Origin of the sequence: Geothrix paludis, assembly GCF_022808815.1 — a bacterium.
GTDB lineage: Bacteria > Acidobacteriota > Holophagae > Holophagales > Holophagaceae > Geothrix > Geothrix paludis.
This window is the reverse complement of the sequence record NZ_JAKZLC010000001.1, coordinates 959193-985544: the sequence shown is the minus strand read 5'-3', so window position 1 is coordinate 985544 and position 26352 is coordinate 959193. Positions and strand designations below refer to the sequence as shown.

The 26352-nt window shown below is 68.1% G+C and carries 23 protein-coding genes; 16 read left to right on the top strand and 7 right to left on the bottom strand.

Going from position 1 to position 26352, the window contains the following annotated elements; all coding sequences use genetic code 11:
- Positions 1-5: 5 nt before the first annotated feature.
- The 3 genes from MLE64_RS04510 to MLE64_RS04500 form a co-directional block, all read right to left on the bottom strand.
- Positions 6-1526: a hypothetical protein gene (locus MLE64_RS04510; protein ID WP_243316535.1), complete on the bottom strand. Its 1521-nt coding sequence runs from the start codon at positions 1524-1526 to the stop codon at positions 6-8.
- A complete protein-coding gene (locus MLE64_RS04505; RefSeq protein ID WP_243316534.1) occupies positions 1523-2491 on the bottom strand; it encodes a glycosyltransferase family 2 protein in 969 nt (322 codons plus the stop codon). The genes MLE64_RS04510 and MLE64_RS04505 overlap by 4 nt, the downstream gene beginning before the upstream one ends.
- Positions 2492-2571: 80 nt before the next feature.
- Positions 2572-3441 carry an RluA family pseudouridine synthase gene (locus MLE64_RS04500; RefSeq protein ID WP_243316533.1) on the bottom strand — a complete coding sequence of 290 codons (870 nt, stop codon included), beginning with the start codon at positions 3439-3441 and terminating at the stop codon, positions 2572-2574.
- 91 nt (positions 3442-3532) lie between these two features.
- Here MLE64_RS04500 and MLE64_RS04495 point away from each other — a divergent pair, with 91 nt between their 5' ends.
- Entirely contained in the window at positions 3533-6649 is a 3117-nt protein-coding gene (locus tag MLE64_RS04495) for a C45 family autoproteolytic acyltransferase/hydrolase (protein ID WP_243316532.1), read from the top strand.
- Between the two features lie 47 nt (positions 6650-6696).
- Here MLE64_RS04495 and MLE64_RS04490 read toward each other — a convergent pair whose 3' ends face one another.
- Positions 6697-7125: an RrF2 family transcriptional regulator gene (locus MLE64_RS04490; protein ID WP_243316531.1), complete on the bottom strand. Its 429-nt coding sequence runs from the start codon at positions 7123-7125 to the stop codon at positions 6697-6699.
- A gap of 121 nt (positions 7126-7246) precedes the next feature.
- Between MLE64_RS04490 and cysK the strand changes: the two genes are divergently transcribed.
- The 8 genes from cysK to MLE64_RS04450 all read left to right on the top strand — a co-directional run bounded on the left by cysK (position 7247) and on the right by MLE64_RS04450 (position 13402).
- A complete protein-coding gene (cysK, locus tag MLE64_RS04485; RefSeq protein WP_243294010.1) occupies positions 7247-8203 on the top strand; it encodes a cysteine synthase A in 957 nt (318 codons plus the stop codon).
- Positions 8204-8213: 10 nt separating this feature from the next.
- A complete protein-coding gene (locus MLE64_RS04480; protein ID WP_243316530.1) occupies positions 8214-8711 on the top strand; it encodes a DUF4395 domain-containing protein in 498 nt (165 codons plus the stop codon).
- 36 nt (positions 8712-8747) lie between these two features.
- Complete coding sequence (locus MLE64_RS04475; protein WP_243316529.1) at positions 8748-9377, top strand: CAP domain-containing protein; 630 nt, start codon at positions 8748-8750, stop codon at positions 9375-9377.
- A gap of 10 nt (positions 9378-9387) precedes the next feature.
- Entirely contained in the window at positions 9388-10197 is an 810-nt protein-coding gene (locus MLE64_RS04470; RefSeq protein ID WP_243316528.1) for a transporter, read from the top strand.
- A 38-nt stretch (positions 10198-10235) separates the two neighbouring features.
- A complete protein-coding gene (locus MLE64_RS04465; RefSeq protein ID WP_243316527.1) occupies positions 10236-11024 on the top strand; it encodes an MlaE family ABC transporter permease in 789 nt (262 codons plus the stop codon).
- A complete protein-coding gene (locus MLE64_RS04460; protein ID WP_243316526.1) occupies positions 11009-11689 on the top strand; it encodes an ATP-binding cassette domain-containing protein in 681 nt (226 codons plus the stop codon). The genes MLE64_RS04465 and MLE64_RS04460 overlap by 16 nt, the downstream gene beginning before the upstream one ends.
- Positions 11686-12651 (top strand): MlaD family protein, encoded by a 966-nt coding sequence (locus tag MLE64_RS04455; RefSeq protein WP_243316525.1) that lies wholly within the window; start codon positions 11686-11688, stop codon positions 12649-12651. The genes MLE64_RS04460 and MLE64_RS04455 overlap by 4 nt, the downstream gene beginning before the upstream one ends.
- A 196-nt stretch (positions 12652-12847) precedes the next feature.
- Positions 12848-13402, top strand: a complete 555-nt coding sequence (locus MLE64_RS04450; protein ID WP_243287898.1) for an OsmC family protein — start codon at positions 12848-12850, stop codon at positions 13400-13402.
- Between the two features lie 50 nt (positions 13403-13452).
- On the opposite strand, the gene MLE64_RS04445 is transcribed toward MLE64_RS04450, so the two are convergent.
- Positions 13453-13746: a YciI family protein gene (locus MLE64_RS04445; protein WP_243316524.1), complete on the bottom strand. Its 294-nt coding sequence runs from the start codon at positions 13744-13746 to the stop codon at positions 13453-13455.
- Positions 13747-13769: 23 nt separating this feature from the next.
- Positions 13770-14717, bottom strand: a complete 948-nt coding sequence (locus MLE64_RS04440) for a carbamate kinase (protein WP_243316523.1) — start codon at positions 14715-14717, stop codon at positions 13770-13772.
- Between the two features lie 133 nt (positions 14718-14850).
- Between MLE64_RS04440 and MLE64_RS04435 the strand changes: the two genes are divergently transcribed.
- Positions 14851-16641 carry a tetratricopeptide repeat protein gene (locus MLE64_RS04435; protein WP_243316522.1) on the top strand — a complete coding sequence of 597 codons (1791 nt, stop codon included), beginning with the start codon at positions 14851-14853 and terminating at the stop codon, positions 16639-16641.
- Positions 16642-16669: 28 nt separating this feature from the next.
- Here MLE64_RS04435 and MLE64_RS04430 read toward each other — a convergent pair whose 3' ends face one another.
- On the bottom strand, positions 16670-17203 hold the full coding sequence (locus MLE64_RS04430; protein WP_243316521.1) for a GNAT family N-acetyltransferase: 534 nt from the start codon (positions 17201-17203) through the stop codon (positions 16670-16672).
- A gap of 58 nt (positions 17204-17261) precedes the next feature.
- On the opposite strand from MLE64_RS04430, the gene MLE64_RS04425 reads away from it, so the two are divergent.
- The 6 genes from MLE64_RS04425 to MLE64_RS04400 all read left to right on the top strand — a co-directional run bounded on the left by MLE64_RS04425 (position 17262) and on the right by MLE64_RS04400 (position 26298).
- Complete coding sequence (locus MLE64_RS04425) at positions 17262-18203, top strand: glycine--tRNA ligase subunit alpha (RefSeq protein ID WP_243316520.1); 942 nt, start codon at positions 17262-17264, stop codon at positions 18201-18203.
- Positions 18200-20272: a glycine--tRNA ligase subunit beta gene (gene glyS, locus MLE64_RS04420; RefSeq protein ID WP_243316519.1), complete on the top strand. Its 2073-nt coding sequence runs from the start codon at positions 18200-18202 to the stop codon at positions 20270-20272. Before MLE64_RS04425 ends, glyS begins: the two co-directional genes overlap by 4 nt.
- 64 nt (positions 20273-20336) lie before the next feature.
- Positions 20337-22289, top strand: coding sequence for a hypothetical protein (locus tag MLE64_RS04415; protein WP_243316518.1), 1953 nt, complete (start codon positions 20337-20339; stop codon positions 22287-22289).
- Complete coding sequence (locus MLE64_RS04410) at positions 22286-24289, top strand: DUF3857 domain-containing protein (protein WP_243316517.1); 2004 nt, start codon at positions 22286-22288, stop codon at positions 24287-24289. The genes MLE64_RS04415 and MLE64_RS04410 overlap by 4 nt, the downstream gene beginning before the upstream one ends.
- 33 nt (positions 24290-24322) lie before the next feature.
- Positions 24323-25852 carry a glutamine-hydrolyzing GMP synthase gene (guaA, locus tag MLE64_RS04405; RefSeq protein ID WP_243316516.1) on the top strand — a complete coding sequence of 510 codons (1530 nt, stop codon included), beginning with the start codon at positions 24323-24325 and terminating at the stop codon, positions 25850-25852.
- Positions 25852-26298: a hypothetical protein gene (locus MLE64_RS04400; RefSeq protein WP_243316507.1), complete on the top strand. Its 447-nt coding sequence runs from the start codon at positions 25852-25854 to the stop codon at positions 26296-26298. The genes guaA and MLE64_RS04400 overlap by 1 nt, the downstream gene beginning before the upstream one ends.
- Positions 26299-26352: the final 54 nt, after the last annotated feature.

The following is a 26352-nucleotide window of genomic DNA, read 5'->3' as shown; positions in this document are numbered from 1 at the left end:
TCCCCTCAGTCCAGGGCGACCACCAGGGCGGTGGGGTCCTCGTAGGCCACCCGGAAGGGGGCCTGGCGGAGCTCGGGATAGGCGGGAGCCCGGGCGGCGCGGAGGACCAGGTACCGCGCGTGGAACTGGGCCTTCATCTGCTCGGCGTCCAGGCGGACCTGATGCCGTCGCAGGCGCTCCAGGAGCTTGGCTCGGTCCGGATCCTCCCGCAGGGAGTAGGTGGGGTCCAGGCCCCAGAGGAACCGTTGCCGGTAGCCGTCGTAGAACAGCTCGGGGAAATCGTCCCAGTAGAGGTTGATGACCGTTTCGCCCGGCGCGAGGTTCCGGGCCATCCAGGCGCAGGCGCCGGTGAAGAAGCGCGGAGGCGACGCCTGGGTCTGGTAGACCCGGTAGAACCCCAGGGATCTCGCGTGGAACCCCGCGAGGACGACCAGGGCCAGCGCGCCCGCCGCCAGGCGGACCGGACGCCGGGCGGTCCACCAGGCTGACGCGTCGAGGATGGGCCACAGGTCGCGGACCACCAGCGCCCAGGCGGCGGGTACGAGCAGGGCGGAGTATTCGGCGAAGCGGGGCGTGGCGACGGTCAGGCCGAACCAGAAGAGGGCGGCGGCCCCCAGGCCTAGAGTGCCCGGGGCGAGCCGCTTCCGGGCGAGGAGGAGGGCCAGGGGCAGCGCGAAGGCCAGGATCAGCAGGAGGGGATAGATGTCCCAGAAGACCGGCCACGAGTAGGGATAGAGCTCGTTCCCCAGCTCGAAGCCGGAGGCCGCCGATCCCTGCAGGCCGAGGCGGAAGACCTGCACATAGGTGAGGAAGGTCTCGAGCGTGAGGGGCGTGTAGGGATGGATCGCCAGCCCCAGCACGGAACCGGCACCCGCCGCCAGGGGCAGCCGGAGGTCCGGCCGTTCGCCGCCGAGCCACATCCCCAGCACGAAGGACACCGCCGTCATGAGCAGCACGAAGGGGACGGTGTAGGCCCAGGCATAGACGAAGCCCAGGACGAGGAGGGCCTTCCAGCGCTTCTGCAGCAGGAAGTGCAGGCCCATGACCAGGAGCAGCATGCTGAGTACGTGGGAGCGGATCATCCCCAGGCGGGCGATGAAGAGGCCGCCCGTGGCCAGGGGAAGCGCCGTGAAGAAGGCGGGGAAGCGGACGCGATGAGCCCGGAGCACGGCATAGAACGCCGCCAGGACCGCCACCGAGAGCAGCACGCCGAAGATCCGGGCGCCCAGGATCGGATCGTGGCCGATCCGCGCGAAGGGGGCCATGGCCAGGTGGTAGAGGAACTCCTTGTCGCAGAAGTGCTCCCGCCAGGTGCTCAGCTGGGTCCACGGGAAGGCCTGCGACAGGCCCTGGACGGGCATTAGCGCCGTGAAGCGGGCGTGGAAGTAGCCGTCCCGTTCGAAGAGGCCCCGCTGGAGCCAGGCGGTGCCCCCGAACAGGAGCAGGGCGTAGAGGAGGAGGCCTCCCGGGGCCGCCCAGGCCTTCAGCCGGGACGTCCATCCTCCCTGGGGCTGGACCAGACTCATCGGCCATCCTCCACTCCGTCCGGCCGTCCGCCCAGGGGTGGGATGGCCAGGTAGGCCATGCGCTTCAGCTCCTTGCGGCCCCGGGTGACCGTGTCGAGGATCAGGCCGCAAGTGTAGCCCAGGGCCGAGATGACCATCATCCCGGTCACCAGGATCGCCGTGGGGAACCGCGGCACCAGGCCCGTGCGGAAGTAGGTCACGAAGAGTGGCACCGACAGGCCCACCGCCGTGAGCGCCAGGAGGGTCGAGAGGATGGAGAAGAACTGGAGCGGCTTCTCGTTCCGGTAGAGCGAGGCGATGAGCCGCAGGATCCGGAACCCGTCGGCGTAGGTGCGGAGCTTGCTCGCCGAGCCCTCGGGCCGGGCCCCGTAGGGCGCGGGCAGTTCGGCCACGGGCATGGCCAGCTCCAGGGCGTGGACGGTGAGCTCCGTCTCGATCTCGAAGCCCCGGGACAGGGCGGGGAAGCTCTTCACGAAGCGTCGCGAGAAGACGCGGTAGCCCGAGAGGATGTCCGTGAAGCGCTGACCGAACAGCAGGCGCACGGCGGAGGTGAGCAGGTGGTTCCCGAACCGGTGGCCCCGGCGGTAGGCCGCGGTCTCCGTCTCGACCCGGCAGCCCACCACCATGTCCAGCTGGCGGCTCCGCAGGAGGTCCACCAGGGCCGGGGCGCTGGCGGCGTCGTAGGTGGAGTCCCCGTCCACCATCACGAAGATGTCCGCGTCGATGTCCGCGAACATGCGGCGCACCACGTGGCCCTTGCCCTGCGCGGTCTCGAAGCCCACGAGCGCGCCCGCCGCCCGGGCCACCTCGACCGTGCGGTCCGTGGAGTTGTTGTCATAGACGTGGACTTCCACGCCGGGCAGGGCCGCGCGGAAATCCGCCACCACGCGGGCGATGGCGGCCTCCTCGTTGAAGCAGGGGATGAGGACCGCCACGCGGACAGATGCTTGGGCAGGGAGGTTCATGCGTGCCTTCCGTGCAGGGCCCGTCGAGGCTCCGTGGGCCCATTCTGGACCAGGAGATAGGTTGGGGCCAACGGCTTCGGTCAGGCCCGGAACCGCAGCGGCGGGGCCTCCAGGCGCAGGTCCTCCCCGGTCACGGGATGCTTCAGTCCCAGGCGCCAGGCGTGGAGCCAGAGGCGGTTCGAGGGCGCCCCGCCGTAGAGGGCATCGCCCAGGACGGGCCGGCCCAGGTGGGCGAGGTGGACGCGGATCTGGTGGGTGCGGCCCGTATGGATGCGGGCCACGACGTAGTGCCCCGGCACCAGTCCGACGATCTCCTCCGCCGTGGCGGGCCGGAAGTCCGTGCGGGCCGATTTCGGCTCCATGAGGTCGCCTTCGCAGCCGAATCGGCCGGGGTCCGCGCCCCGCAGGCGGCCGATGGGGGCCTCCACGGTGCAGGCCTCCAGAGGCTCGGAGATCCGCGCCAGGTAGAGCTTCTCCAGGTTGCGGTCCGCGAAGGCCGCCGCCAGGCCTGGGTTCGCCTTGGCGTCCTTGGCCAGCACCAGCAGGCCCGAGGTGCCCTGGTCCAGGCGGTGGTGGAGGAACAGCTTCAGCTCCGGCCGCTGGGTCTTCAGCAGGGCCAGCAGGTCGTGGCGGTCCGTGGCCCAGGTGCCCTGGGTGGCGATGCCCGCTGGCTTGTCCACGGCCAGGAGCCAGGCGTCTTCGAACACGATGGGGATGGCGGTCGTCGGCACCGGGGGGAGGTCGGGATCGTAGGCCACGCGGACCTCGAGCCCCGGCTTCACCAGCTTGCCCGCCACTTTCACCCGCTTGCGGTCCACCTGCACACCGCCCAGCTTCAGGGCCTCGCGGGCCGCCCGGCGGGACAGGTCTGTGCGCTTGGCGATGAGCTGGTCGAGGCGCAGCTCGGCATCGTCGGGATCCACGGTGAAGGTCCATTTTTTCAGCGCCATATCCCCAGGGTAGCCGCGGCGCAGAATTGCCTCAAAAAGCGAGGCAATTCCGCGGCGGGTTTTGGCATGCTGGAGGGCGGAGGCTCCCCCCATGATTCAAACGCTTCGCGCCGGGCTGCTGATGGCCCTGGCGGTGCTGGCCACCGCCGCCGACCTTCCTGTGTCCGGGTTCGCCCTGAAGCCGGGATCCACCGCCAAGGCCCAGGGCCTCCGTCTGGCGGCGGCGCCGGAAGGTTCCGAAGCCACGCTGGTGTCCGCGCCCGTGACATTGAAGGTGGGCGAGCTGTACCAGCTCAGCGCCAAGGTGCGCACGGAAGGCGTGAAGGCCGATGCGCTGGCCCGCTATCCCACGGCCCTGGGCGCCTGCCTCTCCATGGAGAGCTTCCCCTTCACCAACGCCTCCCAGAGCGTGGCTGGCACCTCCGAGCGCAAGGTCTCCTTGCTGTTCCTGGCCACCAGTCCCACCGACCGCGTGCAGCTGCACCTGGGCCGCAACGGGAAGGCCACCGGCGCGGCCACGTTCAGCGGCGTGAAGCTGGAGAAGGTGGAGGACGTCACCGCGCTCATTCCCCTGCAGACTGTGCGCTGGGCGGGGAAGGGCTTCCGCTACGAGATGGGCGGCTGGACCTTCTTGCACATCGAGGGTGCGCCCTACGCCCGGGGCCGCCAGCATGGCGAGCTCATGGCCGACGAGATCGTGCGCTACATCACCAAGCTGGGCGTGTTGAAGAACGCGGCGGATCCCGCCCGCGGCTGGGCCGACCAGCGGCAGACGGCGGACGCCCTCTTCTTCCGCAAGTACGACGTGGAGTTCCTGGAGGAGATGAAGGGCATCGCCGACGGCGCCGCCAAGGCGGGGGCGGCGTTCAAGGGCCGGCCCGTGGACCTGCTGGACATCGTGACGCTCAACAGCGCCGTGGACATGAGCTCCCTCCAGGAGGGCCTGGCCCGCGCCGCGAACCCGCTCACCGGCCGCACCTTCATGACCGGCGAGGATGAGATGGCCAAGGGCGGCGAGGGCGACCATTGCTCCTCCTTCGTGGCCACCAAGGACGCCACCAAATCCGGCCGCTTCATCTTCACGCAGATGTTCATGTGGAACGGCTACACGGGCACCGAGTGGAACATGATGCTGGACGTCGTCCCCGAGAAGGGCCACCGGTTCGTGATGCAGACCTTCGCCGGCGGCATCCACAGCGGCACGGACTGGTACCTGAACGCCGCAGGGCTCGTGATGGGCGAGACCACCGTGGGGCAGACGCCCTTCAACCCCGACGGAACGCCCCAGAGCAACCGCATCCGCAAGGCGGCCCAGTACGCCAACAGCATCGACGAGGCCGCGGAGATCCTCTTCAAGCAGAACAACGGCCTCTACACCAACGACTGGACCATGGCCGACACCAAGACCGACGAAGGCGCCTGCTTCCTGCTTGGCACCGAGAAGACGCGCCTGTGGCGCACCGGAGGAAACGGGAAGGGCGCCGACACGCCCGGGCATCACCGGGACTTCATCTGGGCCAACAACAACAACCGCGACCTCGAGGTGCGCGGTGAGTACGTGGCCAACCCCGACAACGCCCCCGCCGATCTGGCCTTCAACACCTGGAACCGCGATATCGCCTTCCAGGAGGCCTTCAAGACCTACGGCAAGAGCGGCTTCGACATCGACGCCTCCACACGCCTCATGGCCAGCAGCCCCATCAACCGGCCTCACGCCTGCGACGCCAAGCTGACCACCTCGGAGATGGCCGAGAAGCTGGTGTTCATTGCCCACCAGGGCAAGACCACCCAGCGGGAGAAGATGGTGGGCGGCCGCTGGATCGCCGACCTGCCCGGCGCCACGCCGCACCTGACCTATGGCTACACGGCCTTCAGCCCCATCTGGGTGACGGCGAAGCTCCAGGCCGCGAGGGCCGCCTGGAGCATGGAGAAGCCCACCAAAGCGGCTCCGGCACCTGATGTAGCTGGGGTGAAGGAGGCGTTCAGCTTCGATCCCAAGGGGCTATGGACAGGGACTGTCAAGCCGGCCTCGGACGCGGACAACTGGTTCATCAGCGGGTCCGCGGCCTACTGGCAGCAGCTGAAGCACCTACCGGTTGGGCCTGCCAAAGCCTTCGAGGCCCAGGGCACGGCCCTGGCCGACCTCGCCACGCGCCACCTCTGGTTGGAACGCGAAGAGGGCGTCAAGGCCCCGCTCGCCACGGTCACGGACTACGACCACTACGGCGCCTACCAGATTCCCCGCATCCGCGGCGTGTTCGCCCTGCACCAGCTTCGCCTGCACCTGGGCAACGCCGCCTTCGCCAAGGCCATGCAGTCGGTCCATGGCCGCTACGCCGGCAAGGCTGCGTCCACGGCGGACATCCTGAAGGCCCTCTCCGATGGGGCCGGGAAGGATGTGGCGCCGATCCTGAAACCCTGGCTGGAGCGGGCGGACCTGCCCGCTCCCAAGGTCAGGGCCCGCGTCGGGAAGGTGGGTGGTGCCTACGAGGTGAAGGTCGAGGTGGACCAGTCCGGCTTCGCCTATCCCTTCGTGGCCTTCGCCAGCCTGGAGACAGACAAGGGGGCCAAGCTGGAGCGACTGGAGGTGAACGGTGCGAAAGCGGCCTTCACGCTCCGCAGCGAGTCGAAGCCCACGCGGCTCGTCTTCAATGCGGGGAGCGACCTTCCCATGCCTCGCGCCAATGTCTGGGTTCCGGGCAACCTGTTGGACGACTGGGGCCACGCGCTGCTGGTCTTCGGCACCGCCCGCGAGGTGGAGGCCCAGCGCACGCTGGCGCTGAACTACCGCGAGACTCTGGCGGACAACATGACCGAGGTGCTGCTGCCTCTGAAGCCCGATGCCGAGGTGGGCGACGCCGACCTGGCCGCCAGCGACCTGGTGCTCTTCGGCGGCCCCGCCGACAACGGCGTGGTGGCCCGCCTCCAGGCCGAAGGCAAGCTGCCCTTCGAAGCCGGCCCGGGCTGGTTCAAATGGCAGGGGCGCACCTATGGCCGACCCGACGACGGCCTGCTGGCCGCCTTCCCCAACCCCTGGAACCCCAAGCGCATGATGGTTCTCGTCCTCGCCAACAGCCGTGTCCAGCAGTGGGCCATGACGAAGACCGTGCCCCGCGGCCTGCCCGGATGGTCGGTCTACCGCGGCGGCGAGGTGAAGGAGAAGGGCCAGCCCGCCACTGAAGGAACGGTGGTGGACTTCCAACCCTGAGCGCCGTTCTGCTTGTTCGGAATCCGCGGCAGCGGATTCCGAGCTGGTCAGATGGAGTACCCCTGGCTGTCCACCTCGATGGCCTGCTGCTTGAAGGCGAGGTCGGCGAGGGTGGCGCCGCGGAGGACGGCGCGGGCGGCCTCGGTGCTGCGGGTCCAGAGGTCCCGAACGGCGCGGGCGCCCGGGGTGGCGTCGGGGGGGAGGCTGGCGGGGCCGAGGCGCCCTTCCAGGGCCTCCAGCACCTCCAGGGCCGTGATGTGGCTGGGGTGCCGGGCCAATTCGCAACCACCGTTGGGGCCCCGCTGCACCTTCACCAGCCCTGCGGCCTTGAGTGGGCCCAGGAGCACCCGGAGGAACTTGGAGGGAAGGGCCTGGCGCTGGGCCACGGCCTCCACCTGGATGGGGCCGTGGCCGGTCTGTAGAGCCAGTTCCACCATGAACTGCAGGCCGTAGCGCCCTTTGGCCGATCCCCTCATGGCGAGCCCTCCTCCAAACCTGGACAGCTTAATACATAACAAAATAAATTGACAAACTTGACAATTTATTTTTCTTCTTCATACTCCAGGACTCGGCAGCGTCCGAAGCTTGGAGGAAGCCATGGCCCGCCCCACTGAACGCCCCAACCGCGTCGAACACGCCTATGAGCTGGTGGGCTACACGCCCGTCGTGCGCCTGAACCGCCTCGTGCCCAAGGGCTCGGCCAAGGTCTACGTGAAGCTCGAGAGCGCCAACCCCGGCGGCAGCGTGAAGGACCGCATCGCCCTGAGCATGATCCAGGACGCGGAAGCGCGCGGCGCGCTGAAGCCCGGCATGACGCTGCTGGAGGCCACCAGCGGCAACACGGGCATCGGCCTCGCCTTCGTGGCGGCGGCCAAGGGCTACAAGATCACGCTGGTGATGCCCGACACGATGACGCAGGAGCGCCGCTCTCTGCTGAAGGCCTACGGCGCCGAGCTGCTGCTGACGCCCGGTTCGGGCGGCATGAAGGCCGCCGTGGACAAGGCCCAGGAGCTGGCCGACGGTGATCCCTCCTACTTCCTGGTGCGCCAGTTCGAGAACCCTGCCAATCCCGCCGTCCACCGCCGCACCACGGCCCTGGAGGTGCTGGAGCAGGTGCCGGAACTGGACGCCTTCGTAGCCGGCGTGGGCACCGGCGGCACGGTCACCGGCGTGGGCGAGGTGCTGGCCGAGAAGAAGCCCGGCACCCTGGTCGTGGCGGTGGAACCCGAAACGTCGCCCCTGCTGAGCGAGGGGAAGGCTGGCCCGCACAAGCTCCAGGGCCTGGGGCCGAACTTCGTGCCGGGCATCTTGAACAAGAAGGCGTTCCAGCGCGTCCGCCCCGTGGGCTACGACGACGCCATCGCCATCGCCCGCCGCCTGGCCCGCGAAGAGGGCCTGCTCACGGGCATCAGCACCGGCGCCATCGTCTTCGCCGCCCTGGAAGTGGCCAAGGAGCTGGGGGAAGGGAAGACGGTCGTGGCCGTGCTCTGCGACACCGGCGAGCGCTACCTGACGCATCCGCTGTTCGCGGAGATCGATGGGCCGGCGATCTGAGGGACCCCGGATGAACCAGAAGGCGCTTCGCCCGGGGCCGAGCTGCCCCATCACGCCGGACCTGACCGATGAATCGGCCGGGCGGATCGCCGCCTTCCTGTCGCTCGGCTTCCTCGGGGTGTCCGTCTGGCAGGGCTGGGGCTGGGCGGTCCTGGCCCTGGCCGCGGATTTCCTTCTCCGCGCCGCGGGCCGCCCGGCCTTCAGCCCGGTGGCCCGCGCGGCAGGTGCCCTCCGCCGCCGGGCGGGCCTTTCCGAGCGGAGGATCAACGCGGGTCCCAAGCGCTTCGCGGCTTCCGTGGGCTTCCTGTTCTCCCTGGGCATCGGCCTGGCATTCGTGGCCGGCCTCCGATCCCTCGGCCTCGCCTTGGCGTTCATCCTGGGAACCTGCGCGGGTCTCGAAGCCTTCTTCGGGTTCTGCCTGGCCTGCCGGATCCATCCCTGGCTGCCCTGGGTGCGGAACGCCTCGACCCGGCTGCTTGCCACCGGAGCCGATGAACCGGCGCGCTGAGAGCGCCTATCCTTGAGGGTCCGTCGGGAGATGCCCATGAGGATCGCCGTCCTGTCCCTTGCCGCGCTGCTGTGCCCCATCCATGGGGTGTCTGGTGAACCCGCGAAGGCCACGGCCTTCGAGCGGGCGGTGGTCCAGGAGATGAGCGACGCGCGCGTGCGGCCGAAGGCCTACGCGAAATACCTCCGGGAGCTGCGGCCGTATTTCGAAGGCACCCTCTGGAGCCGCCCGGGCCGCGTGCCCCTGCGTACGGAGGAGGGTGTGACCGCGCTGGACGAGGCCATCGCGTTTCTCGAGTCCGCTCGGCCGGTGGGCCCCCTGCGCTTCAGCGAGGGGCTGGCGCGGGCGGCCCGCCTGCATGCCCAGGACATCGGGCCGAGGGGCAGCATCGAGCACACGGGTTCGGATGGCAGCCGCCTCACGGACCGGCTGAACCGGCTGGGACGCTGGCAGGGGCTCATCGCAGAGAACATCAGCGCCGGCGAGGACGAGGCCCGGCAGGTGGTGATCCAGCTGCTGGTCGACGATGGAGTGGCCAGCCGCGGCCACCGGAAGAACCTCTTCAACCCGGATCTCCACCAGGCCGGCGCCGGCTCGGCGCCCCATCGGGAGTACCGAACGGTGACCGTGATCGACTACGCCGATGGGTTCGTGGAGAGCCGGTAGGGGACGCGTCATGGGACGTGATGTGACCCTTCTCCTGCGGGCCGGTCGGTGGCGGGCGCTGGTGGTGGCCGGGCTCCTGGGGACCTGGCTGCAGGCGGGCCCACCCTTCTTCACGGACGACCCGGAGCCGGTGGAGCACCACCACATGGAGCTCTACCTGAGCTGGATGGGACTTCGAGCACCCGGTGGCGCGTCGGGCAGCCTACCCCTGGCGGAGTTCAACGCCGGCATCCTGCCGGAAACGCAGTTCCACCTCGTGGCGCCCCTCGCCTACGCCAAGCCCGCGGGAGGGCCCGTGACGCGGGGCTACGGCGATACGGAGGTCGGGCTCAAGATCCGCCTTCTGCGCGAAACCGGGGTCCTTCCCCAGGTGGGCGTCTTCCCGCTGGTGGAGGTTCCCACGGGGGCCGCGGAACGGGGGCTCGGCGCGGGGCACACCCAGGTGTACCTCCCGCTGTGGCTCCAGAAGAGCTGGGGCCCATGGACCAGCTACGGCGGGTACGGCTGGTGGCGGAACCCGGGGGAGGGCCAGCGCAATTGGCACTACCTCGGGTGGCTCCTCCAGCGGGATCTGTCGGAGCGGATCACCCTGGGCGGGGAGCTGTTCCAACGCTCGGCGGCCACGCAAGATGGCGTGGCCTCGACCGGCTTCAACGTCGGGGCCATCCTCAACCTGTCGGAGCGGGACCACGTCCTGATCAGCGCCGGCCGGAACCTGTCGGGCGACCGGGAGATCCACCTCTACCTCGGCTACCAGGCGACCCTCAGCCTGGAGGCGGGGAGGCCGCGCCTCGGCAGGGGTGGTGCGGCTCAGCCCTGAACGGTTTTCTGCTAGCCTTGGAGCCATCCCTCGGGTGAATGATGGCTTTCCTAGCGCGGATTGGCGCGCCGGTGCGCGGCTTCCTGGAGTTCCTGGGCGACCAGGCGCACCTGGTATGGCGGACCCTGCGTTCCGGGCTGGCGCTCCGGGCCGGCCAGCTGGCGGTGGTGGGCGGGCAGACAAAGCTCCAGATCCGCTTCACGGGCCTCGACGCCGGGGTGCTCGTGGCGGGCACGGCGCTGCTGCTGGGCGCGGTGACGCTCATCCAGGCCTTCAGCCAGCTCTCCGGCCTGGGCGCAGAGAACTACATCGGCACGCTCATGGTGGTCATCATCCTGCGGGAGTTGGGCCCATTGCTGACCGCCGTGCTGGTCATCGGCCGCAGCGCCACAGCCATCGCGGCGGAACTGGGCACCATGCAGCTCAACGGAGAGGTCGATGCGCTCGCGGCCCACGGGGTGGACCCCTACCGCTACCTGCTCCTGCCTCGCTGGGCGGGCGTGCTCGTGGCGATCTTCGCCCTGGTGGTGTGCTTCGATGCGGCGGCGCTTGGGGGTGGCTTCCTGGTGGCCCGCTTGAAATACGGCATCACCTGGGGCTTCTTCATGGAGTCCGTGCGACAGGCGCTGTCAAATCTGGATTTCACGGCCACCCTGCTGAAGGTCTTCTTCTTCTCGGGCGCCATCACCTTCCACGCCTGCCACTTCGGCCTCCGCGTCCGGCGCAGCCAGACCGAGGTCCCCCAGGCCGTCACGAAGACGGTGGTCTCCGCCCTGGTGGCGGTGTTCGTCATCGACGGCCTCCTGGCCGCATGCTTCTACTTCTGATGCTCCAGGTCCGCGGCCTCGCCTGCGATCTCCCCGATGGCCGGCCTCTGGTGGAGGGCCTGGATCTGGACCTCCCGCCGGGCCGGAACCTCCTGGTGGCGGGCGCCGGCGGAACGGGAAGAGGCCACCTGCTGAAGGTGCTTGCCGGCACAGAGCGCCCCAGGGCTGGCGAGGTGACGATCGCGGGCATCCCCGTCTGGCCAGGGGAGGGCGCCCTGGGGCTGGCGGGACGGGTCCGCATGGGGTTCGCCTTCCCTGCCGGCGGGCTGCTGTCGAACCTCAGCCTGGCGGACAATGTGGTCCTCCCGCTGAGATTCCTGGGGCTTCCCAGAGGAGAGGTCGACCGCCGGACGGGAGAGGCCCTGGCGCGACTCGGGCTGGAGCCCTTGGCGGGCCTCCGTCCCCATGCGGTGAGCGCGGCGGCGCGGAAGCACGCCAACCTGGCCCGGGTGCTGGCCCTGGACCCGGAGCTGATCCTCCTGGACGGGCCCCTGGAGGGACTGGATGCCACCGACCGCGGCCTGGTCCTCGACCTCATCTCGGGCTGGGCCCTGGATTCCGGCCGCACCCTCCTCCTGGCCATGGAGGAGGCGGATCTGCCCCTGGGGGCGGAGTTCCAGACGCTGGACCTCCGCGCGCCCCACCCGCCTTCGGAGCCGTCATGAACTTCGAGAAGCAGGACGCCCGCCTGGGCCTCTTCATCCTCCTGGCGCTGGGCTTCTTCGGGGGCCTCCTGGCCTACAAGAACGCCGCGGTGGTGACCGAGAAGACCTATCCGCTGGTGGTGCGGCTGGACCAGATGGAGGGACTGGCGCCCGGCACCGACGTCCAGCTGAAGGGCTATCGCGTGGGGTCCGTGGAACGGGTGGACATGCGGCGAGAGGGCACGGACTACCACTTCCTGGCCACCCTGGCCGTGCGCTCGGATATCCAGCTGTGGCGCGGCACCCGGGCCGTGGTGGCCCCCAGGGGCGTGGGCAGCGTGATGCTGGACCTGCGACTGCCGCCGTCAGACATGCGCATGGTGCCACTGGTGCCGGGCGAGCAGATCCCGGGCGAGCAGGGGGTCTCCCTGAGCGGCGTGCTGGAGCGGGCGGACCGTCTGCTGGCCAGCCTGAACGCCTCTCTGGACGCGGTGCGCGATCGCATCCAGGCGAAGGGGCTGGGAGACCTGCTGGAGCATCCTTCCGTGGCCCGGGCGCTGCGATCGCTGGACGCCACCCTGCGCGAATTCCAGGCCCTGGCCAGGGATGGCCGCGGACTGGCCGCCCATGCGGACCGCAGCATGGGAGAGGCCGACAAGGCCCTCGCCGACCTGGAGAAGAGCCTGGCGGTGACCCGTACCCTCCTTGAAACGCGCGCGCCGGACTTGGATCGGATTCTCGTGAGTCTGGCGTCGGTGCTGCAGCAGTCGGATGCGCTGCTGGCCCGGTTCCGGGCCGAGGACCAGCCGGAGCTGGAGGCCAGCCTCAAGGCGCTGAGGCGTTCCCTGGATTCCGCGGAGGAACTGCTGCAATTGTTGAAGCAGAAGCCCAGCCGGGCCGTCTGGGGCACCCCCAGTGATGCGGAACGGGCCCGGGCCCGGCAGGCGGTGGAAGCCGCCAAGGCAGCGCCGGCGCTGAAGTAGCTGTGCCTTGGACAGATGGACCAGCGGGTCCCTGGTTCGAATTTTGCGACCTTGTTTCAGGCTCAACCGGGCCCATCCTGGAGGTCTCTTTCCAGGGGGCCCCGTGGCTTGCGGGACCCTTGTGGGTGTCCTACACGCGCTTCCCCTCGGAGGCCCGACCCCCGTACGGGCAGCGCCCGATCCACGAGGAGGATCCATGGGCAGCATCGCAACCATCCACAACGGCGTGAACGTGGATGCCCTCAACACCACTGTCTCGATGGTGAAGGCCAATCCCGCCCTCGCCAAGTTCACCTTCCGGTCCAAGGCCAAATGGATCAACGGCGCCCACTCCCAGAGCACCTTCGATTCGCTCTACGGGGCCGGAATGGAGCACAAGCGGACCACGCCGATGTTCCTCGAGGCCGATGAGCCGGAGGCCCTGCTGGGCTCGGACCTGGCGCCCAATGCGGGGGAAGCGGCCCTGCACGCCCTCAGCTCCTGCCTGAGCGTGACCTACGCCTACACGGCCGCGGCCATGGGCCTGGACATCAGCAGCCTCAGCTTCGACATGGAGACGGATTCCGATCTCCGGGGCTTCCTTGAGCTCGACAAGAACATCCGTCCCGGGCTGTCCCAGATCCGCGTGAAGGTGAACCTCGCCTGCAGCGGCACCCCGGCGCAGATCCAGGAGCTCCACGACTGCGTCATGCGGACGTCGCCCCTCTACGACACCTTCAAGAACCCGGTGGACATCAAGCTCAGCCACTGAGCGAACCGCGGAAGAATCTCCGCCCGCGGGGGAGGCCCGGCGGGCGGAGATCAGATCTTGTCGAACGCTTCCTTGCCGGCCATCACCTTCCAGGGCAGCAGCTCATAGTTGGCGAGGCCCGCCTTGTGGAAGGGATCGCCATCGCGCAGGGTGTCCAGGTCGGCGAGGGGGTTCTCGTCCTGTACCCGTACCAGCCAGGCGCCGCCGAACCGGGGATCCAGAGGCCCCGAGGCCAGGAGGACGCCCTGCTGCTTCAGGGTGTCGAGGTAGGCCCGGTGGGCTTCCGTGACGGCTTCGACCTCGGTGAGGGGCCGGCGGTAGCGGACGAGGATGAGGGCGTACATCGGAAGCTTCCTCCCAAGAAGCCTCAGTCTCGCACGATGCGAGTGCCCACGGTGGCGGGGTCCTCGGTGGCCAGGGCCTCAGCGGTGGTGATGAGCACCTCGTGGCCGCCGCCTTCCAGGTAGGCCAGGGCGCTCTCGATCTTGGGACCCATGCTGCCGGGCGGGAACTGGCCCTCGGCCAGGTGCTTCCGGGCTTCGCTGGCGGTGAGGCGGTCCACCCAGCGCTGGGTGGGCTTGCCGAAGTCGAGGGCCACCTTGGCCACGCCCGTGAGGATGATGAAGAGGTCCGCATCGAGCTGGGCGGCCAGCAGGGCGCTGAGGCGGTCCTTGTCGATGACGGCCTCCATGCCCACCAGGAAGCCGCTGGCGTCGCGGATGACCGGGATGCCGCCACCGCCGCCGGCGATGACGGAACTGCCGGACTGGAGCAGGGTCTTGATGGCGTCGAGCTGGACGATCTCGATGGGCTTGGGCGAGGGCACCACCTTGCGCCAGCCGCGGCCCGAATCCTCCTTCATCTTCCAGCGCTTGGACCGCATCAGTTCCAGGGCGCGGAACTCGGGGTAGAAAGGACCAACAGGTTTCGTCGGGTCCTGAAAGCCCTTGTCCTCTTTGTCCACCACCACCTCGGTGAGCACGGAGGTCACCGGCGCATCCAGGCCCATGAAGCGCAGGCGGTTGATGAGCATGCGCTCCAGCATGTAGCCCATGGAGCCCTGGGTCATGGCCCCGCAGATGTCCAGGCTGTAGGGCGGGATCTGGCCAGATCCGGCCTCCTGCTGGATGAGCAGGTTACCCACCTGGGGCCCGTTGCCGTGCACCACGCAGAGGGCGTAGCCCTCGGCCACCACTCGCGCCAGCATCTCCGCCGTCTCCCGGGCGTTCTCCAGTTGCTCCTCCTGGAGCCCGCGCTCCTTCTCTTTGAGCAACGCGTTGCCACCGATGGCCAGGAGTGCGATTTTTCGGGTCATGCAGGTCCCCGGGAAACGAGGATTCTACAGGGCCCGGGGGGCAGGCCAAAGGACGGGCGTCACAGTGCGGGGCAGTTCGCGGAATTTCCTTGCGGGAATCCCCATGGTTTTTGCACCCTGTCAAAGGTCTCCCATGCGCCCCCCGATCTCCAGGCTCCCCGTCCTCCCGTGGCTGCTCGTGCCGGCGGCGGCCGTGCTCGCCCAGACGCCGGGCGCGCCAGGCCTCGAAGGTGGACTCGTGGCCGAGGGGCACCGCCGGTGGCTCGGCTCGGAGGGCTGTCCGCGGGATTGGGCCAGGGCGGCGGCCTGCTACCGGGCGGCGGCCGAGGCCGGCGATGCTGAGGCCATGGCCCATCTCGGGCGCATGCACTTCCGGGGCGAAGGCGTCCCCAGGGATTCCACCGAGACCCTGAGGTGGCTGAAGGCCAGCGCGGCCAAAGGCAATGCCCGGGGTCTCTACCACCTGGCGGAGCTCCATCAGAACGGCTTCGGCGTGCGGGTGGATCACGCCCAGTACGCCAAGCTGCTCCGGGAGGCAGCGGAGAAGGGATCTCCGGATGCCATGGCGGAGCTGGGGCAGTGTCTTGACAGCGGTGCGGGTGTCGCCTGGGATCCGTCGGCCGCCAAAGTCTGGTTCAGCCGGGCCGCGGACCAGCCCCAATCGCGCTTCTACCCCATGACGCTCGCCTGGATGCATGAGCGAGGGCTGGGGTTCCCCAAGGACACCGCGGCGGCCTTCCGGTTCGCCAAGCAAGCCGCCGAGGCGGGCTACACGGATGGGCCGCGACTCATGGGACGGTTCCTCCTCGACGGCACCGGCGTGCCCAAGGATCCGACGGGAGCCCTCTCCTGGCTCACGCAGGCCCAGGGGCTCGAGGATCCCTCGGCCCTGGTGATGCTGGCCGGGATGCTCATCCGGGGCCAGGGCGTCCCCAAGGATCCGGAGCGCGCCGTCACGCTCTGCAGGCAGGCTGCGCGGATGGGTTCCCCTCAGGCCATGGGATGGCTGGGGGAGTGCTACGAATACGGCCTCGGGGTGGCGGCGGACTACTCAGAGGCCGCCTTCTGGTACGCGAAGGCCGCGGAACATGAATACCCCGGGGCGTTTCCCCAGCTCGCCTGGCTCTACCACAAGGGCCAGGGGGTCGGTCAGGACGACCGGCGCGCCCTCGTCTGGCTGAAGCAGGGAGCCAGGCAGGGATCTGCCCGGTCGATCTACCTCCTGGGATGGTTCTCGGAGAACGGGTGGGGCGCGGCCAAGGACCTTCAGGCGGCCGTCAGCCACTACCAGCAGGCTGGAGAGCGGGGCTGGGTGCAGGCCTGGGCGCAGCTGGGTTTCTGCTACAAGCGCGAGGGGTGGGCGGACAGGGATCTCGGCAAGTCGCTGGACTATTTCCGCAAGGCCGCGGACCTCGGCCATGTGGTCGCTCTGCATCAGGTCGGCTGGGCCCACCAGAACGGTGAGGGCGTGCCCGTGAACCTCACCGAGGCCATCAGGTGCTACCAGGCGGCCGCGGACCAGGGGAACGGAGCGTCCATGAACCAGCTCGGCTGGTTCTACGAGCAGGGCCTGATCGTGCCCAGGAACCCGGACATGGCCCTCGGGTGGTATCTCCGGGCCGGAGCCAAGGGAAGCGCCAGCGGGTGGTGGAATGCAGGCCTGATCTACGAGTCGGGCGAGGGCACGATTCCGAAGGACTCCGAGAAGGCCCGGCACGCCTTCGCGGAGGCTGCCGGGGGCGGGAACGCGGCCGCCATGCGGAAACTCGGGAGCTACCTGGAGCAGGGGCTGGGCGGTACCAGGGACATCGACCAGGCACTCTCCTGGTACCGGAAGGGCATGGAAGCTGGCGATGCGGAGGCCCGGGCGGCCTACCTGCGCCTCACCCTGCCTCCGCTGCCCGAGCCCAACGAGGATTCCTGACCCAGCAGAACCCCGGATCGGGGAGGCCTTAGAAACCCAGGTTCATCAGGTTGTGCACCAGCACCCGGTCCCGGTCCACCTGCTCGCCCACGCGGAAGGTGGCCTCGCCGACATCCTGGAAGCCCGCCTTGGCGTAGAACCGGATGGCGCGCGGGTTCTGTTCCCAGACCTGCAACCAGACGCCGTCGTGGCCAGCGGATGCGGCGTGGTCGAGCGCCGCCGCCATCAGCGCCTGGGCGGCACCACGGCCATGCAGGGAGGCATCCACATAGAACCGGGCCACTTCGAGCGGATTGACGAAGTGGAAAGAGGCTCTTCCTTCCTCCGGGCCGCGGGCCTGGAGCAGGGTGTAGCCCAGAAGGGCGTTCCCCTCCACGATCACCAGCGTCCGGCAGGCAGGATCGGCAAGCTCCTCAGCCTGCTGCCGGGGACCGAAGGTCTCCGCCAGATGCAGCTCCAGATTCGAAGCAGGGATGAGTCCGGTGTAGGTTTCGCGCCACAGGCGCTCACCCAGGGCCGCCAGGGCAGGAGCTTCGGAAGGAAGGGCGATCCGGATCAGCATTCCAGCAGCTTATCAAGGGGCCGAAAACCCGCTACAATGCTCGTTTTGGTAGGCCTCCATGCACATCCAGGAACTGATCCTCCGTCTGCAGCGGTTCTGGGCCGACCGGGGCTGCCTCATCGGCCAGCCCTACGATCTGGAAAAGGGCGCGGGCACCATGAATCCGCTGACCTTCTTCGGCGCCCTGGGATCCAAGCCCTGGAACGTGGCCTACGTGGAGCCTTCGCGCCGCCCGGCGGACGGCCGCTACGGCGAGAACCCCTTCCGCGTCTACAAGCACCTGCAGTTCCAAGTGATCCTCAAGCCCAGCCCGGCCAAGGTGCAGGATCTCTACATCGAGAGCCTGGAGGCCCTGGGCATCGACCTCTCCAAGCACGACCTCCGCTTCGAGGAGGACAACTGGGAATCGCCGTCGCTGGGCGCCTGGGGCGTGGGCTGGCAGGTGGTGCTGGACGGCATGGAGATCAGCCAGTTCACCTACTTCCAGCAGGTGGGCGGCCTGGACTGCCGGCCCGTCTCCGCGGAACTGACCTACGGCATCGAGCGCATCTGCATGTTCCTGGGCGGCTACGACAACATCTTCGACCTGGTGCACGGCGAGGTGAAGACGGACGACGGTGTGTTCCCCGTCACCTACGGCCAGATGCGCCAGCGTGAGGAGTTCGAGCTCAGCGCCTACAGCTTCGAGCACGCGGACCTGGGCCTGCACAAGACCCTCTTCGACGCCTACGAGAAGGAGGGTTGGCACCTACTCAACGACCTGGGCCACTTCCTCAGCGCCTACGAGCAGGCACTCAAGATGAGCCACACCTTCAACGTGCTGGACGCCCGCGGCGCCGTGAGCACCACCGAGCGCCCCGGCATCATCAAGCGCGTGCGTGACCTGGCGTGCGCTTGCGCCCGGGCGTACCTGGACTTTGAAAATGCAAAAACGCCAACCGCAGAGAACGCGGAGAGCGCAGAGAAAAACGTGGTGGCTGGGAAGGGGGGTGCGAAGTGAGCGGCACCGCGACCTTCCTGCTGGAACTGCACTGTGAGGAGATCCCGGCGCGATTCCTGGGGCCGCTGACGGAGGAGTTGGCTGCAGCCTTCACTGCCTGGGCAGGTGGGCAGGGCTTGTCCACGTCATCGCTCGAGGCCTTCTACTCACCGCGCAAGCTTGCGTGGCGAGCCCAGGACCTTCCCATGGCTCAGCCCGATCAAACCGACACCCAGGTCGGTCCGCCCCAGCGCATGTGTGTGGACGCAGACGGCAAGCCGACGATCCAAGGGCTGAAGTTCGCGGAGAAGTGGGGTGTGGACTTCTCGGCGGTGCGCTTCGAGCAGCCCGCGGGCAAGAAGGAGCCCTGCGCGGTGGTGACGATCACGAAGCAGGGGCGGCCCACGAAGGAGCTGCTGGCGGAGGCGCTGCCGGGGCTCGTCGCTGGGCTACACGTGCCCAAGGCCATGCGCTGGGGGAACTCCGAATTCGAGTTCGTTCGGCCCATCCGGAACATCCTCTGCCTCTTCGGCGGAGAAGTCGTGCCCATCACCGTGGATGGCGTGGCAGCCACGGCCACCACCTGGGGGCACCGGCTCCACCATCGCCAGCATCCCGAACCCGTGAAGGTCGCTTCGCCCGATGCCTACGAGGCCACACTGGAGGCTGCGGGCGTCGTGGTCAGCGTGGAGGCCCGTCGCGCCCGCATGGCTGAACAGCTGGACCGGCTGGCGGCCGAGGCGGGCGGCCGCGTGGTGGCCGACGCCGAGCTGCTGGACACCCTGGCCGAGATCGTGGAATTCCCGAAGGTTGTGCGCGGCGAGTTCCCGGCAGACTTCCTGGAGCTGCCCAAGGAGGTGCTGGTCACCAGCCTCCGCGAGCACCAGAAGAGCTTCTGCATCGAGGGATCGGACGGTGCGCTGCTGCCCTTCTTCCTCACCGCCGCCAACCGCACGGACGACCCGGCGGGTTTCGTGAAGGCCGGCAACGAGTGGGTGCTGAAGGCGCGGCTCTACGATGCGCGATTCTTCTTCGCGGAGGACCGCAAGCACCCCCTGTCCGACCGGCTTGAGAAGCTGAAGGCCCTCACCTTCCAGCGGGAGCTGGGCAGCTACCACGACAAGACCGGCCGCGTGGTGGCCCTCACCAAGGCTCTGGCCACGCGCCTCTCCACGGACGACGAGCACGTCGACCGCGCCCTCGAGGCCGCCCGCATGGCCAAGTGCGACCTCCGCACGCTGATGGTGGGCGAGTTCCCCGAGCTGCAAGGCGTCATGGGCGGCGAGTATCTCAAGCACGAGGGCGCCCACGAGGAAGTCTGGAAGGCCGTCAAGGAGCACTACCGGCCGGTGGGTGCCGAGGATGCCATCCCCGGTACACCCATGGGCTGCCTGCTGTCCCTCTGCGACAAGCTGGACACGGTGGCGGGCTGCTTCGCCGTGGGCCTCATCCCCAGCGGCTCGAAGGATCCCCTCGCCCTGCGCCGCGCGGGCCAGGGCCTCGTCCGCATCCTCTGGGAGCAGGGCTGGCCCTTCACGCCCTCAGACCTCATCGCCGCCGCCCTGAAGGTGGTCGGACCGAAGGCCACGAAGCCCGAGGCGGAGACCCGCGAGGCCCTGCTGGCCTTCTTCAAGGACCGCGTGGCCTACCAGCTGGAGCTGGCCGGGTACGCCGGTTCCGTGCGCCGCTCGGCGCTCGCCGCCGGCTGGGAGGACCTGGCGGACCTCAAGGCTCGCTGCGAGGCCCTCTCCGCCTTCGCCGAGGACGCCCGCTTCGCCAGCCTCGCCCAGAGCGCCAAGCGCATCGGGAACATCCTGAAGGACGAAATCGCCGCAGGCGATTTCGATAGAGGCCTGCTGGCGCAGGCAGAGGAGAAAGTGCTGGCTGAACACCTCGGCCGGCTCGAGGGTACCGCCGACCAGAAGGCCCTGCTCGCGGCCCTCGCCGATCTGGCCGGACCCCTGGAGGCCTTCTTCAACGCCGTCATGGTGAAGTGCGACGACCCCGCCCTCCGCGCCGCCCGCCTCAGCCTTCTCCACCGTCTCCGCCAGGCCTTCCTGCGGATTGCGGACTTCAGCATCTGGCAATAACTTCCTGAGGCTGCCTTTCACCTTCAGATTTAGGATGGATCCATCCCTCCTTGAGGATTGATCCATGCGCATCCACCTGATGGCGTCAGCCCTGATGATCTTGTGCCTGCGTGGCCTGATGGCGGAGCTACCGCAGATCAAACCTGACGTGTGGGAGGTCAAGGAGGCCGAAACCAAGGGCTTCGGCGCCATCATCCTCGAACGGACGATCAGGTTTCATGCCACTTCTGTGGAGCACGCCTACCTCATCCGTGTCCTGAACGAGCAAGGCAGGAATGCGGTGGAGTTCCCCAAATTCCTGCCCACGAGCACCATCGAGGGCCGAACCATCGCGCGAGGAGGGGTCGAGACCCCTTTCAAGGCTTCTTCCGATTTCCAGACCAAGGCTCTGGTGGAGACCGGAAAGGGGTCTCTTAACCGTACTTCGGTGATCCCCCCCGGACTGACGTTGGATTGCGTCGTGCAGATCCAGTGGACCGAGCAGGCCTTCTTTGGGGTTGCGGGGCCCTTCTGGGATTACCAGGTGCAGGACCGGGTGTTCTCCCTGGGGGCACGGCTTCCAACCCGGCGGTTGGAACTGGAGGTCTATGACGACCTCGCCTGGGGCTACGACCTCCAGACCGGCCCCCGGGGCGCTCAGATCGTGAACGGGAAGGGATTCAGGAAGGCGATCTTCAAGGAGATCCCGGCCTACGAGTGGGTGCCCTATTCGGAGGAGAGCGCCAAGGACAATCCCCGCTTCGTCCTGTACCAGCAGCCCCGGTACCTGGTGGAGGCGTCTCAGAAGGGGGAGAAGGTGTTCTGGGAGGAGGTTGCGAACCATTGGTACCGGCCCTTCTACGATCAGAAAATCCAGTACGGGAAGGTCTGGGGAGCTTTCTCGGACGAGATCCGCCAAGGGCTTCCGCCTTCCCGGCAAGCGGCCGCGCTCGAGCTGCATCGCCGCCTGGTGGCCCGGTTTCTGGACGTCACGGCTCTCACCCCCGAGGAATTGGCGGCCCGTTCGGAGAAGCAGAACAAGCGGAAGATCGATCCTCGGGATTTTGGAGAGGTCCTGAAGACCGGCGAAACCACCGGCGCCGGCCTTCACCTGCTCCTCTGGAGCCTGCTCGGTTCGGCTGGGATTCCAGCCAAGCCCGTGTTCATAGTCGACCGGCGCGAGCGGAAGCTGAGGCCCAAGGAGTGCAACATCGCCCAACTGGGAGACTGGGTCCTGATGATCGAACAGGAGGGTGCGCCGCCGATCTTCATCGAACCGGCCCGACGCTTTGCGCCACCGGACCTCATTCTGCCGAAATTCCAGGGAACGGAGGCTCTGGCGCTCACGCCCGCCGACCCCAAGTGGGGCTATCAGGTCGTGAAAGTGCCGATCCAGGATGGATCCCGCAATACGCAGGTGGTGAAGGTGACCACCATCGTGGGCGAGGATCGGGATCAGATCCATCTGACCTCCCACAGCACCGGCATCAAGGATTGGGAGGAGCGAGCCCAGTGGTGGTCCATGCTTCCCGCGGAGCGGAACAAGAACCTCAAGGAGATTCTCGAGAAGAGGGATGCGGCCGTGCAGATTGAGACGGCCACGGTAGGCCCCTACAAAAGAGGTCCCTTCGAGTGGAAATGCGATGCCGTGAGAGAGCGTGATGCGGCGCGCCACATCGAGGTGAACCCGTTTCCGCTGGTGGATCCTCCCATGGACCTTCCGAGGGATCTTCCGGCCCAGCGCCAGGAACGGATCGCGCTCCCTCTACTCGGCCTTCAGGAATACCAGGCGACCATCGTATGCCCGCAGGGGTTCGTCTGGTCCGGCGCTCCTCCGATCCAGCGGTCGAACACCTTCGGCGAGGTGAGCTGGACCGCCGGCCCCGGGGACTCCCCCTCCGAGATCCACGTGCTGCTCAAGGTCCGCACCAGGACATTGTTGGCTGAACCCTCCAGCTATCCCGAATTCAAAACCTTCCTGGCCTGGGTACGCGAGAGCTTCTCCAGGACCATCACCCTCTCCCGGTCATCGTCATGAGCCGCACGATCGCCCTGCTGTTCCTGCTCCTCGCTGGGGCATGGCCGGTGCGAGCCCAGTTCTGGGGTCTTCCCAACTGGGCGGACCGCGCCGTTCGGGATTCAGCGACCCGAATGCCGCCAGAAGGGGAAGATGCGTGGATTCTTCTGGATCAAACCCTGGTCAGCTACCGCGGCGCGGGAGAGCTCCGGAAAATCCACACCAGGGTCGTGCGCGTGCTCACCAAGCAAGGCAGGGATGAAGGCACCTTCCTGAGCCGCGGGTTCGGCAAGACGGTGTCCAAGATCCAGAAACTCAAAGGCTGGAATCTACGCCCGGATGGCTCTACGCGGAAGATCGACCGGGACGATCTGGTGAGCATCGACGCGGATGCCTTCGCGGGGCGAACGGTTTCCACCGAGGTTCTGTCCGCAGCGACCCTGCCAGATGTCGAGGTCGGCTGCATCATCGCCTTCGAGTCCCAGGAGACCCTGAAGCTCCCGTTGGGACCAGTGGATCTTGTGTTTCCCTTGGAAAGCCACCCCATCCGGCGCTACATCCTGGCGGTGGGGGTGGACCTCCCCTTCCGGACCACCAGCAGAGAGGAGCTGCTCTCCGTCCGCGTCGACTCCCGGAACCTGAATGCCTGGGCCTCCGTCATCCGCCAGAGCGACCGGCTGGTCGAACTGGAGGATCTCCCGGCACTGCCGAAGGACGAGCCCTGGGCGGCCGCGGGCCTCGAGCAGGTTCCTTTCGTCAGCCTTCGCTTCCAGGATCCGGCGCTGACCGTCTGCCCTGACCTGTCGAACTGGGATGGCTACGCGAAGTGGATCCACCAGCGTTACGCACCCATGATCGAGAAGGTCCAGCCCGTTCCCATGGAGGGGGTGAGCGTCCGGGACGCGCTTGTGCGCCTCAGCCAGTGGATGAGGACCTCACTCGTCTATCGCATGGTCTACCTGAGCCCTGAGCGTGGCTGGATCCCCGAGCGCAGCACGGAGACCCTCCGGCGTCGCTACGGGGATTGCAAGGACCTGGCCACCTGCCTGCTGGGCGGGGCCAGCGCCCTCCGGTTGGATGGCAGTCCCGTCCTGGCGCGCCTGGGTCAGGGGCGTATTCCAGGGGACGCACCCGTGAATCCGTTCCTCTTCAATCACGTCATCGCCGCCATCCGCCTGGACCAATCCCTGGAGTTTCCCGCAGAGGTTCAGACACCGCGGGGCCGCTTTCTCCTGGTGGATCCCACCTCCCGGACGACGCCGCTGGGGTGGCTGCCCGTGGGGCATCGGGGGGCCCGGCTCATGATCTGCACCGCGGAGGGGGCGGCCTGGGTGGAAGTGCCGGATTCGGCCCTCGACCGGGAACGAGTCGAGTACCACCTCGAAGGCCAGATCTCGTCCGAAGGTGTCCTGACGGGCACCTTGCGAATCCTGGAATCCGCCGACGCCCTTGGACTTCAGAGCATCGCCCAGACCGAAGGAGCCAAGGGACTGAAGCAGCACTCGCTGCGGTTCGCTCCTCAGGCCCTGCCGGCGCACTGGGAGGTGTCCTCCATCCGGCCACCGATGCGACCAGAGGACCCCTTTGAGACGATCCTGAAGATCGAGTACTCCGGTGCCCGGATCCAGAAGGGGGGCGAATGGGAACTGAACCTCCCCGCCCTGGTGAGGCCTCCCGCTCCGCTCAAGCGGACGAAGGCGAAGCGCCGCTTCCCGATCGAGGTCCCCCCAGGGGTGGATTACCATTGGACGGCTTCCCTCAAGGTGGGGACTGAAGCCAGTCCTGTGTGCGCCAGCGGCCGTCTGGCCACGCCCCTGCGGGAGGCCACCTGGAAGGCCTCCTCCCAGGGCGGCATGCTGGACTTGGCCCTGGACCACCGGCAGAAGCCCGTGCGATGGGAGATCAAAGACCAGGATGCCGGCCTGCAGGCTCTTAGGAAGGACCGCAGCGACTGCCTTCGCTTCCTCGAAGAAGCCCTGGCCTTCCAGCCCGGTCAGGGACCCGCCACTGGTCACAAGTGACTCCCCTTGAGAGAATGTCCTTTTGGGACATCCATGCACCACGAGCGCATCGCCATCATCGACTACGGCAGCCAGTACACGCGGCTCATCACGCGACGGCTGCGCGAGCTGGGGGCCTTCGGCCTGGTGTACAACTCCGGCGCGACAGCCGCGGAGATCGAGGGGGCGGACCTGAAGGGCGTGATCCTGTCTGGCGGGCCCAACTCGGTGCTGGAGCCCGGGGCGCCGGACCTGGACCCGGCCATCCTGGACCTCGGCGTGCCCATTCTCGGCATCTGCTACGGCCAGCAGCTCCTGGCCCGGAACCTGGGCGGGCAGTTGCACCGCTCCGCGAGCCGGGAATACGGCAAGGCGGAGATCCAGGCCACGCCTGAGGGCTCGATGCTCTTCGAAGGGCTGCCCCACGCCCAGCAGGTGTGGATGAGCCATGGCGACCATGTGGAAGTCGCCCCGGCGGGCTTCACGGTCACGGCGAAGACGCCCAGCGTGCCCGTGGCGGCCATGGAGGACCCGAGGCGCGGGATCTACTGCCTCCAGTTCCACCCGGAGGTCACCCACAGCACCCAGGGCACGCCCCTGCTGCTGAACTTCCTCAAGCGCTGCGGCATGGCGTTGGACTGGAACGCGGGCAACTTCATCGAGGAGAAGGTCAAGGTCATCCGCGAGCAGGTGGGCCAGGGCACGGTGGTGCTGGGGCTCAGCGGCGGCGTGGACTCCAGCGTGGCGGCGCTGCTGCTGCACAAGGCCATCGGGAAGCAGCTCACCTGCGTATTCGTGGACCACGGGCTCATGCGCAAGGACGAGATGAAGCAGGTGCAGGCCTACTTCGCCCCCTTCGAGCTCAATGTGATCTGGGTGGATGCCTCGGATGAGTTCCTGGGCGCCCTGGCGGGCGTGACCGATCCCGAGCAGAAGCGGAAGATCATCGGCGGCAAGTTCATCGAAGTCTTCGAGCGCGAGGCCGGCAAGGTGAAGGCCGACTTCCTGGGCCAGGGCACCACCTACCCGGACGTCATCGAGTCCAGCGGCATCGGCGGGGCCATCCTGGTGAAGTCCCACCACAACGTGGGCGGCCTGCCGGAGCGCATGAAGCTCAAGCTGGTGGAGCCCCTCCGCGAGCTGTTCAAGGACGAGGTGCGGGCCACGGGCTTGGCCCTGGGCCTGCCCGAGGAGATGAACCAGCGGCATCCCTTCCCCGGGCCGGGGCTAGCGGTGCGCCTGCCGGGCGCCATCACCCGGGAGCGCGCCACCATCCTCCAGAACGCCGACGCCATCTTCCTCCAGGAGCTGCGCGAGAGCGGCTGGTACGGCCGCACCAGCCAGGCGTTTGCCGTGCTGCTGCCCGTGCAGACCGTGGGCATCATGGGCGATGAGCGCACCTTCGAGTGGATGTGCGCCCTGCGCGCCGTCACCAGCGAGGACTTTATGACCGCCGACTGGGCCCGGCTCCCCCACGAGCTGCTGGACCGGATCGCCCAGCGTATCGTCCGTGAGGTGAAGGGCATCAACCGAGTGGTCTTCGACATCACCTCCAAACCCCCCGCCACGATCGAGTACGAATAGTGGCGAAGCGACAGGAACCCGTCCGCAAGTCGGTGAAGGAGATCCTGGCGGACCTGCTGGCGGGGCACCGCGAGGCGGCCTTCAGCGGGCCGGAGTCCGCGCTCAAGTACCTGCGCCGGACCCTGGAGGGGCAGGCCAGCCTGCCGAACGCTGTGAAATGCGTGGCCCACGATCTGACTTCCGAAGCCCTGGCGCAGCTGGGCCAGTGGGAGGCCTGCGCCGGATCGGTGGCTGCGGTGATCGGCCACTTGCCGGATCTGGAAGCGGCCTTCCCGCATGAGTACCGGCGGATGCTGGAGAACCTCACCTGCTTCGAGCGTGGCATCCAGGCCCACAGCGAGCTTGGAGACTTCCACGAAGCCCTGGCCCTTTGCGAGCGGGCCATCGGTCTGGATCTGGGCGCCCACTTCCGGGCCAAGCGGGACTCCCTGGAGTGGGCCCGGTAGCGGGGGGACAAAGCAGGCGCGCCAGGCCTGCCTCGCACCGATGCTTCATGGTTT

What these genes read in the sequence shown, in the direction of transcription:
- MLE64_RS04480 (WP_243316530.1), top strand. Translation starts at nt 8,214, where the DNA reads ATGAACCAGAAGGCGCTTCGCCCGGGGCCGAGCTGCCCCATCACGCCG.
- MLE64_RS04425 (WP_243316520.1), top strand. Translation starts at nt 17,262, where the DNA reads ATGCACATCCAGGAACTGATCCTCCGTCTGCAGCGGTTCTGGGCCGAC.
- MLE64_RS04440 (WP_243316523.1), bottom strand. Translation starts at nt 14,717, where the DNA reads ATGACCCGAAAAATCGCACTCCTGGCCATCGGTGGCAACGCGTTGCTC.
- MLE64_RS04505 (WP_243316534.1), bottom strand. Translation starts at nt 2,491, where the DNA reads ATGAACCTCCCTGCCCAAGCATCTGTCCGCGTGGCGGTCCTCATCCCC.
- MLE64_RS04470 (WP_243316528.1), top strand. Translation starts at nt 9,388, where the DNA reads ATGGGACGTGATGTGACCCTTCTCCTGCGGGCCGGTCGGTGGCGGGCG.
- MLE64_RS04430 (WP_243316521.1), bottom strand. Translation starts at nt 17,203, where the DNA reads ATGCTGATCCGGATCGCCCTTCCTTCCGAAGCTCCTGCCCTGGCGGCC.
- MLE64_RS04435 (WP_243316522.1), top strand. Translation starts at nt 14,851, where the DNA reads ATGCGCCCCCCGATCTCCAGGCTCCCCGTCCTCCCGTGGCTGCTCGTG.
- MLE64_RS04455 (WP_243316525.1), top strand. Translation starts at nt 11,686, where the DNA reads ATGAACTTCGAGAAGCAGGACGCCCGCCTGGGCCTCTTCATCCTCCTG.
- MLE64_RS04465 (WP_243316527.1), top strand. Translation starts at nt 10,236, where the DNA reads ATGATGGCTTTCCTAGCGCGGATTGGCGCGCCGGTGCGCGGCTTCCTG.
- MLE64_RS04460 (WP_243316526.1), top strand. Translation starts at nt 11,009, where the DNA reads ATGCTTCTACTTCTGATGCTCCAGGTCCGCGGCCTCGCCTGCGATCTC.
- MLE64_RS04410 (WP_243316517.1), top strand. Translation starts at nt 22,286, where the DNA reads ATGAGCCGCACGATCGCCCTGCTGTTCCTGCTCCTCGCTGGGGCATGG.
- cysK (WP_243294010.1), top strand. Translation starts at nt 7,247, where the DNA reads ATGGCCCGCCCCACTGAACGCCCCAACCGCGTCGAACACGCCTATGAG.
- MLE64_RS04495 (WP_243316532.1), top strand. Translation starts at nt 3,533, where the DNA reads ATGATTCAAACGCTTCGCGCCGGGCTGCTGATGGCCCTGGCGGTGCTG.
- MLE64_RS04445 (WP_243316524.1), bottom strand. Translation starts at nt 13,746, where the DNA reads ATGTACGCCCTCATCCTCGTCCGCTACCGCCGGCCCCTCACCGAGGTC.
- MLE64_RS04415 (WP_243316518.1), top strand. Translation starts at nt 20,337, where the DNA reads ATGCGCATCCACCTGATGGCGTCAGCCCTGATGATCTTGTGCCTGCGT.
- MLE64_RS04500 (WP_243316533.1), bottom strand. Translation starts at nt 3,441, where the DNA reads ATGGCGCTGAAAAAATGGACCTTCACCGTGGATCCCGACGATGCCGAG.
- MLE64_RS04450 (WP_243287898.1), top strand. Translation starts at nt 12,848, where the DNA reads ATGGGCAGCATCGCAACCATCCACAACGGCGTGAACGTGGATGCCCTC.
- MLE64_RS04510 (WP_243316535.1), bottom strand. Translation starts at nt 1,526, where the DNA reads ATGAGTCTGGTCCAGCCCCAGGGAGGATGGACGTCCCGGCTGAAGGCC.
- MLE64_RS04490 (WP_243316531.1), bottom strand. Translation starts at nt 7,125, where the DNA reads ATGAGGGGATCGGCCAAAGGGCGCTACGGCCTGCAGTTCATGGTGGAA.
- guaA (WP_243316516.1), top strand. Translation starts at nt 24,323, where the DNA reads ATGCACCACGAGCGCATCGCCATCATCGACTACGGCAGCCAGTACACG.
- MLE64_RS04475 (WP_243316529.1), top strand. Translation starts at nt 8,748, where the DNA reads ATGAGGATCGCCGTCCTGTCCCTTGCCGCGCTGCTGTGCCCCATCCAT.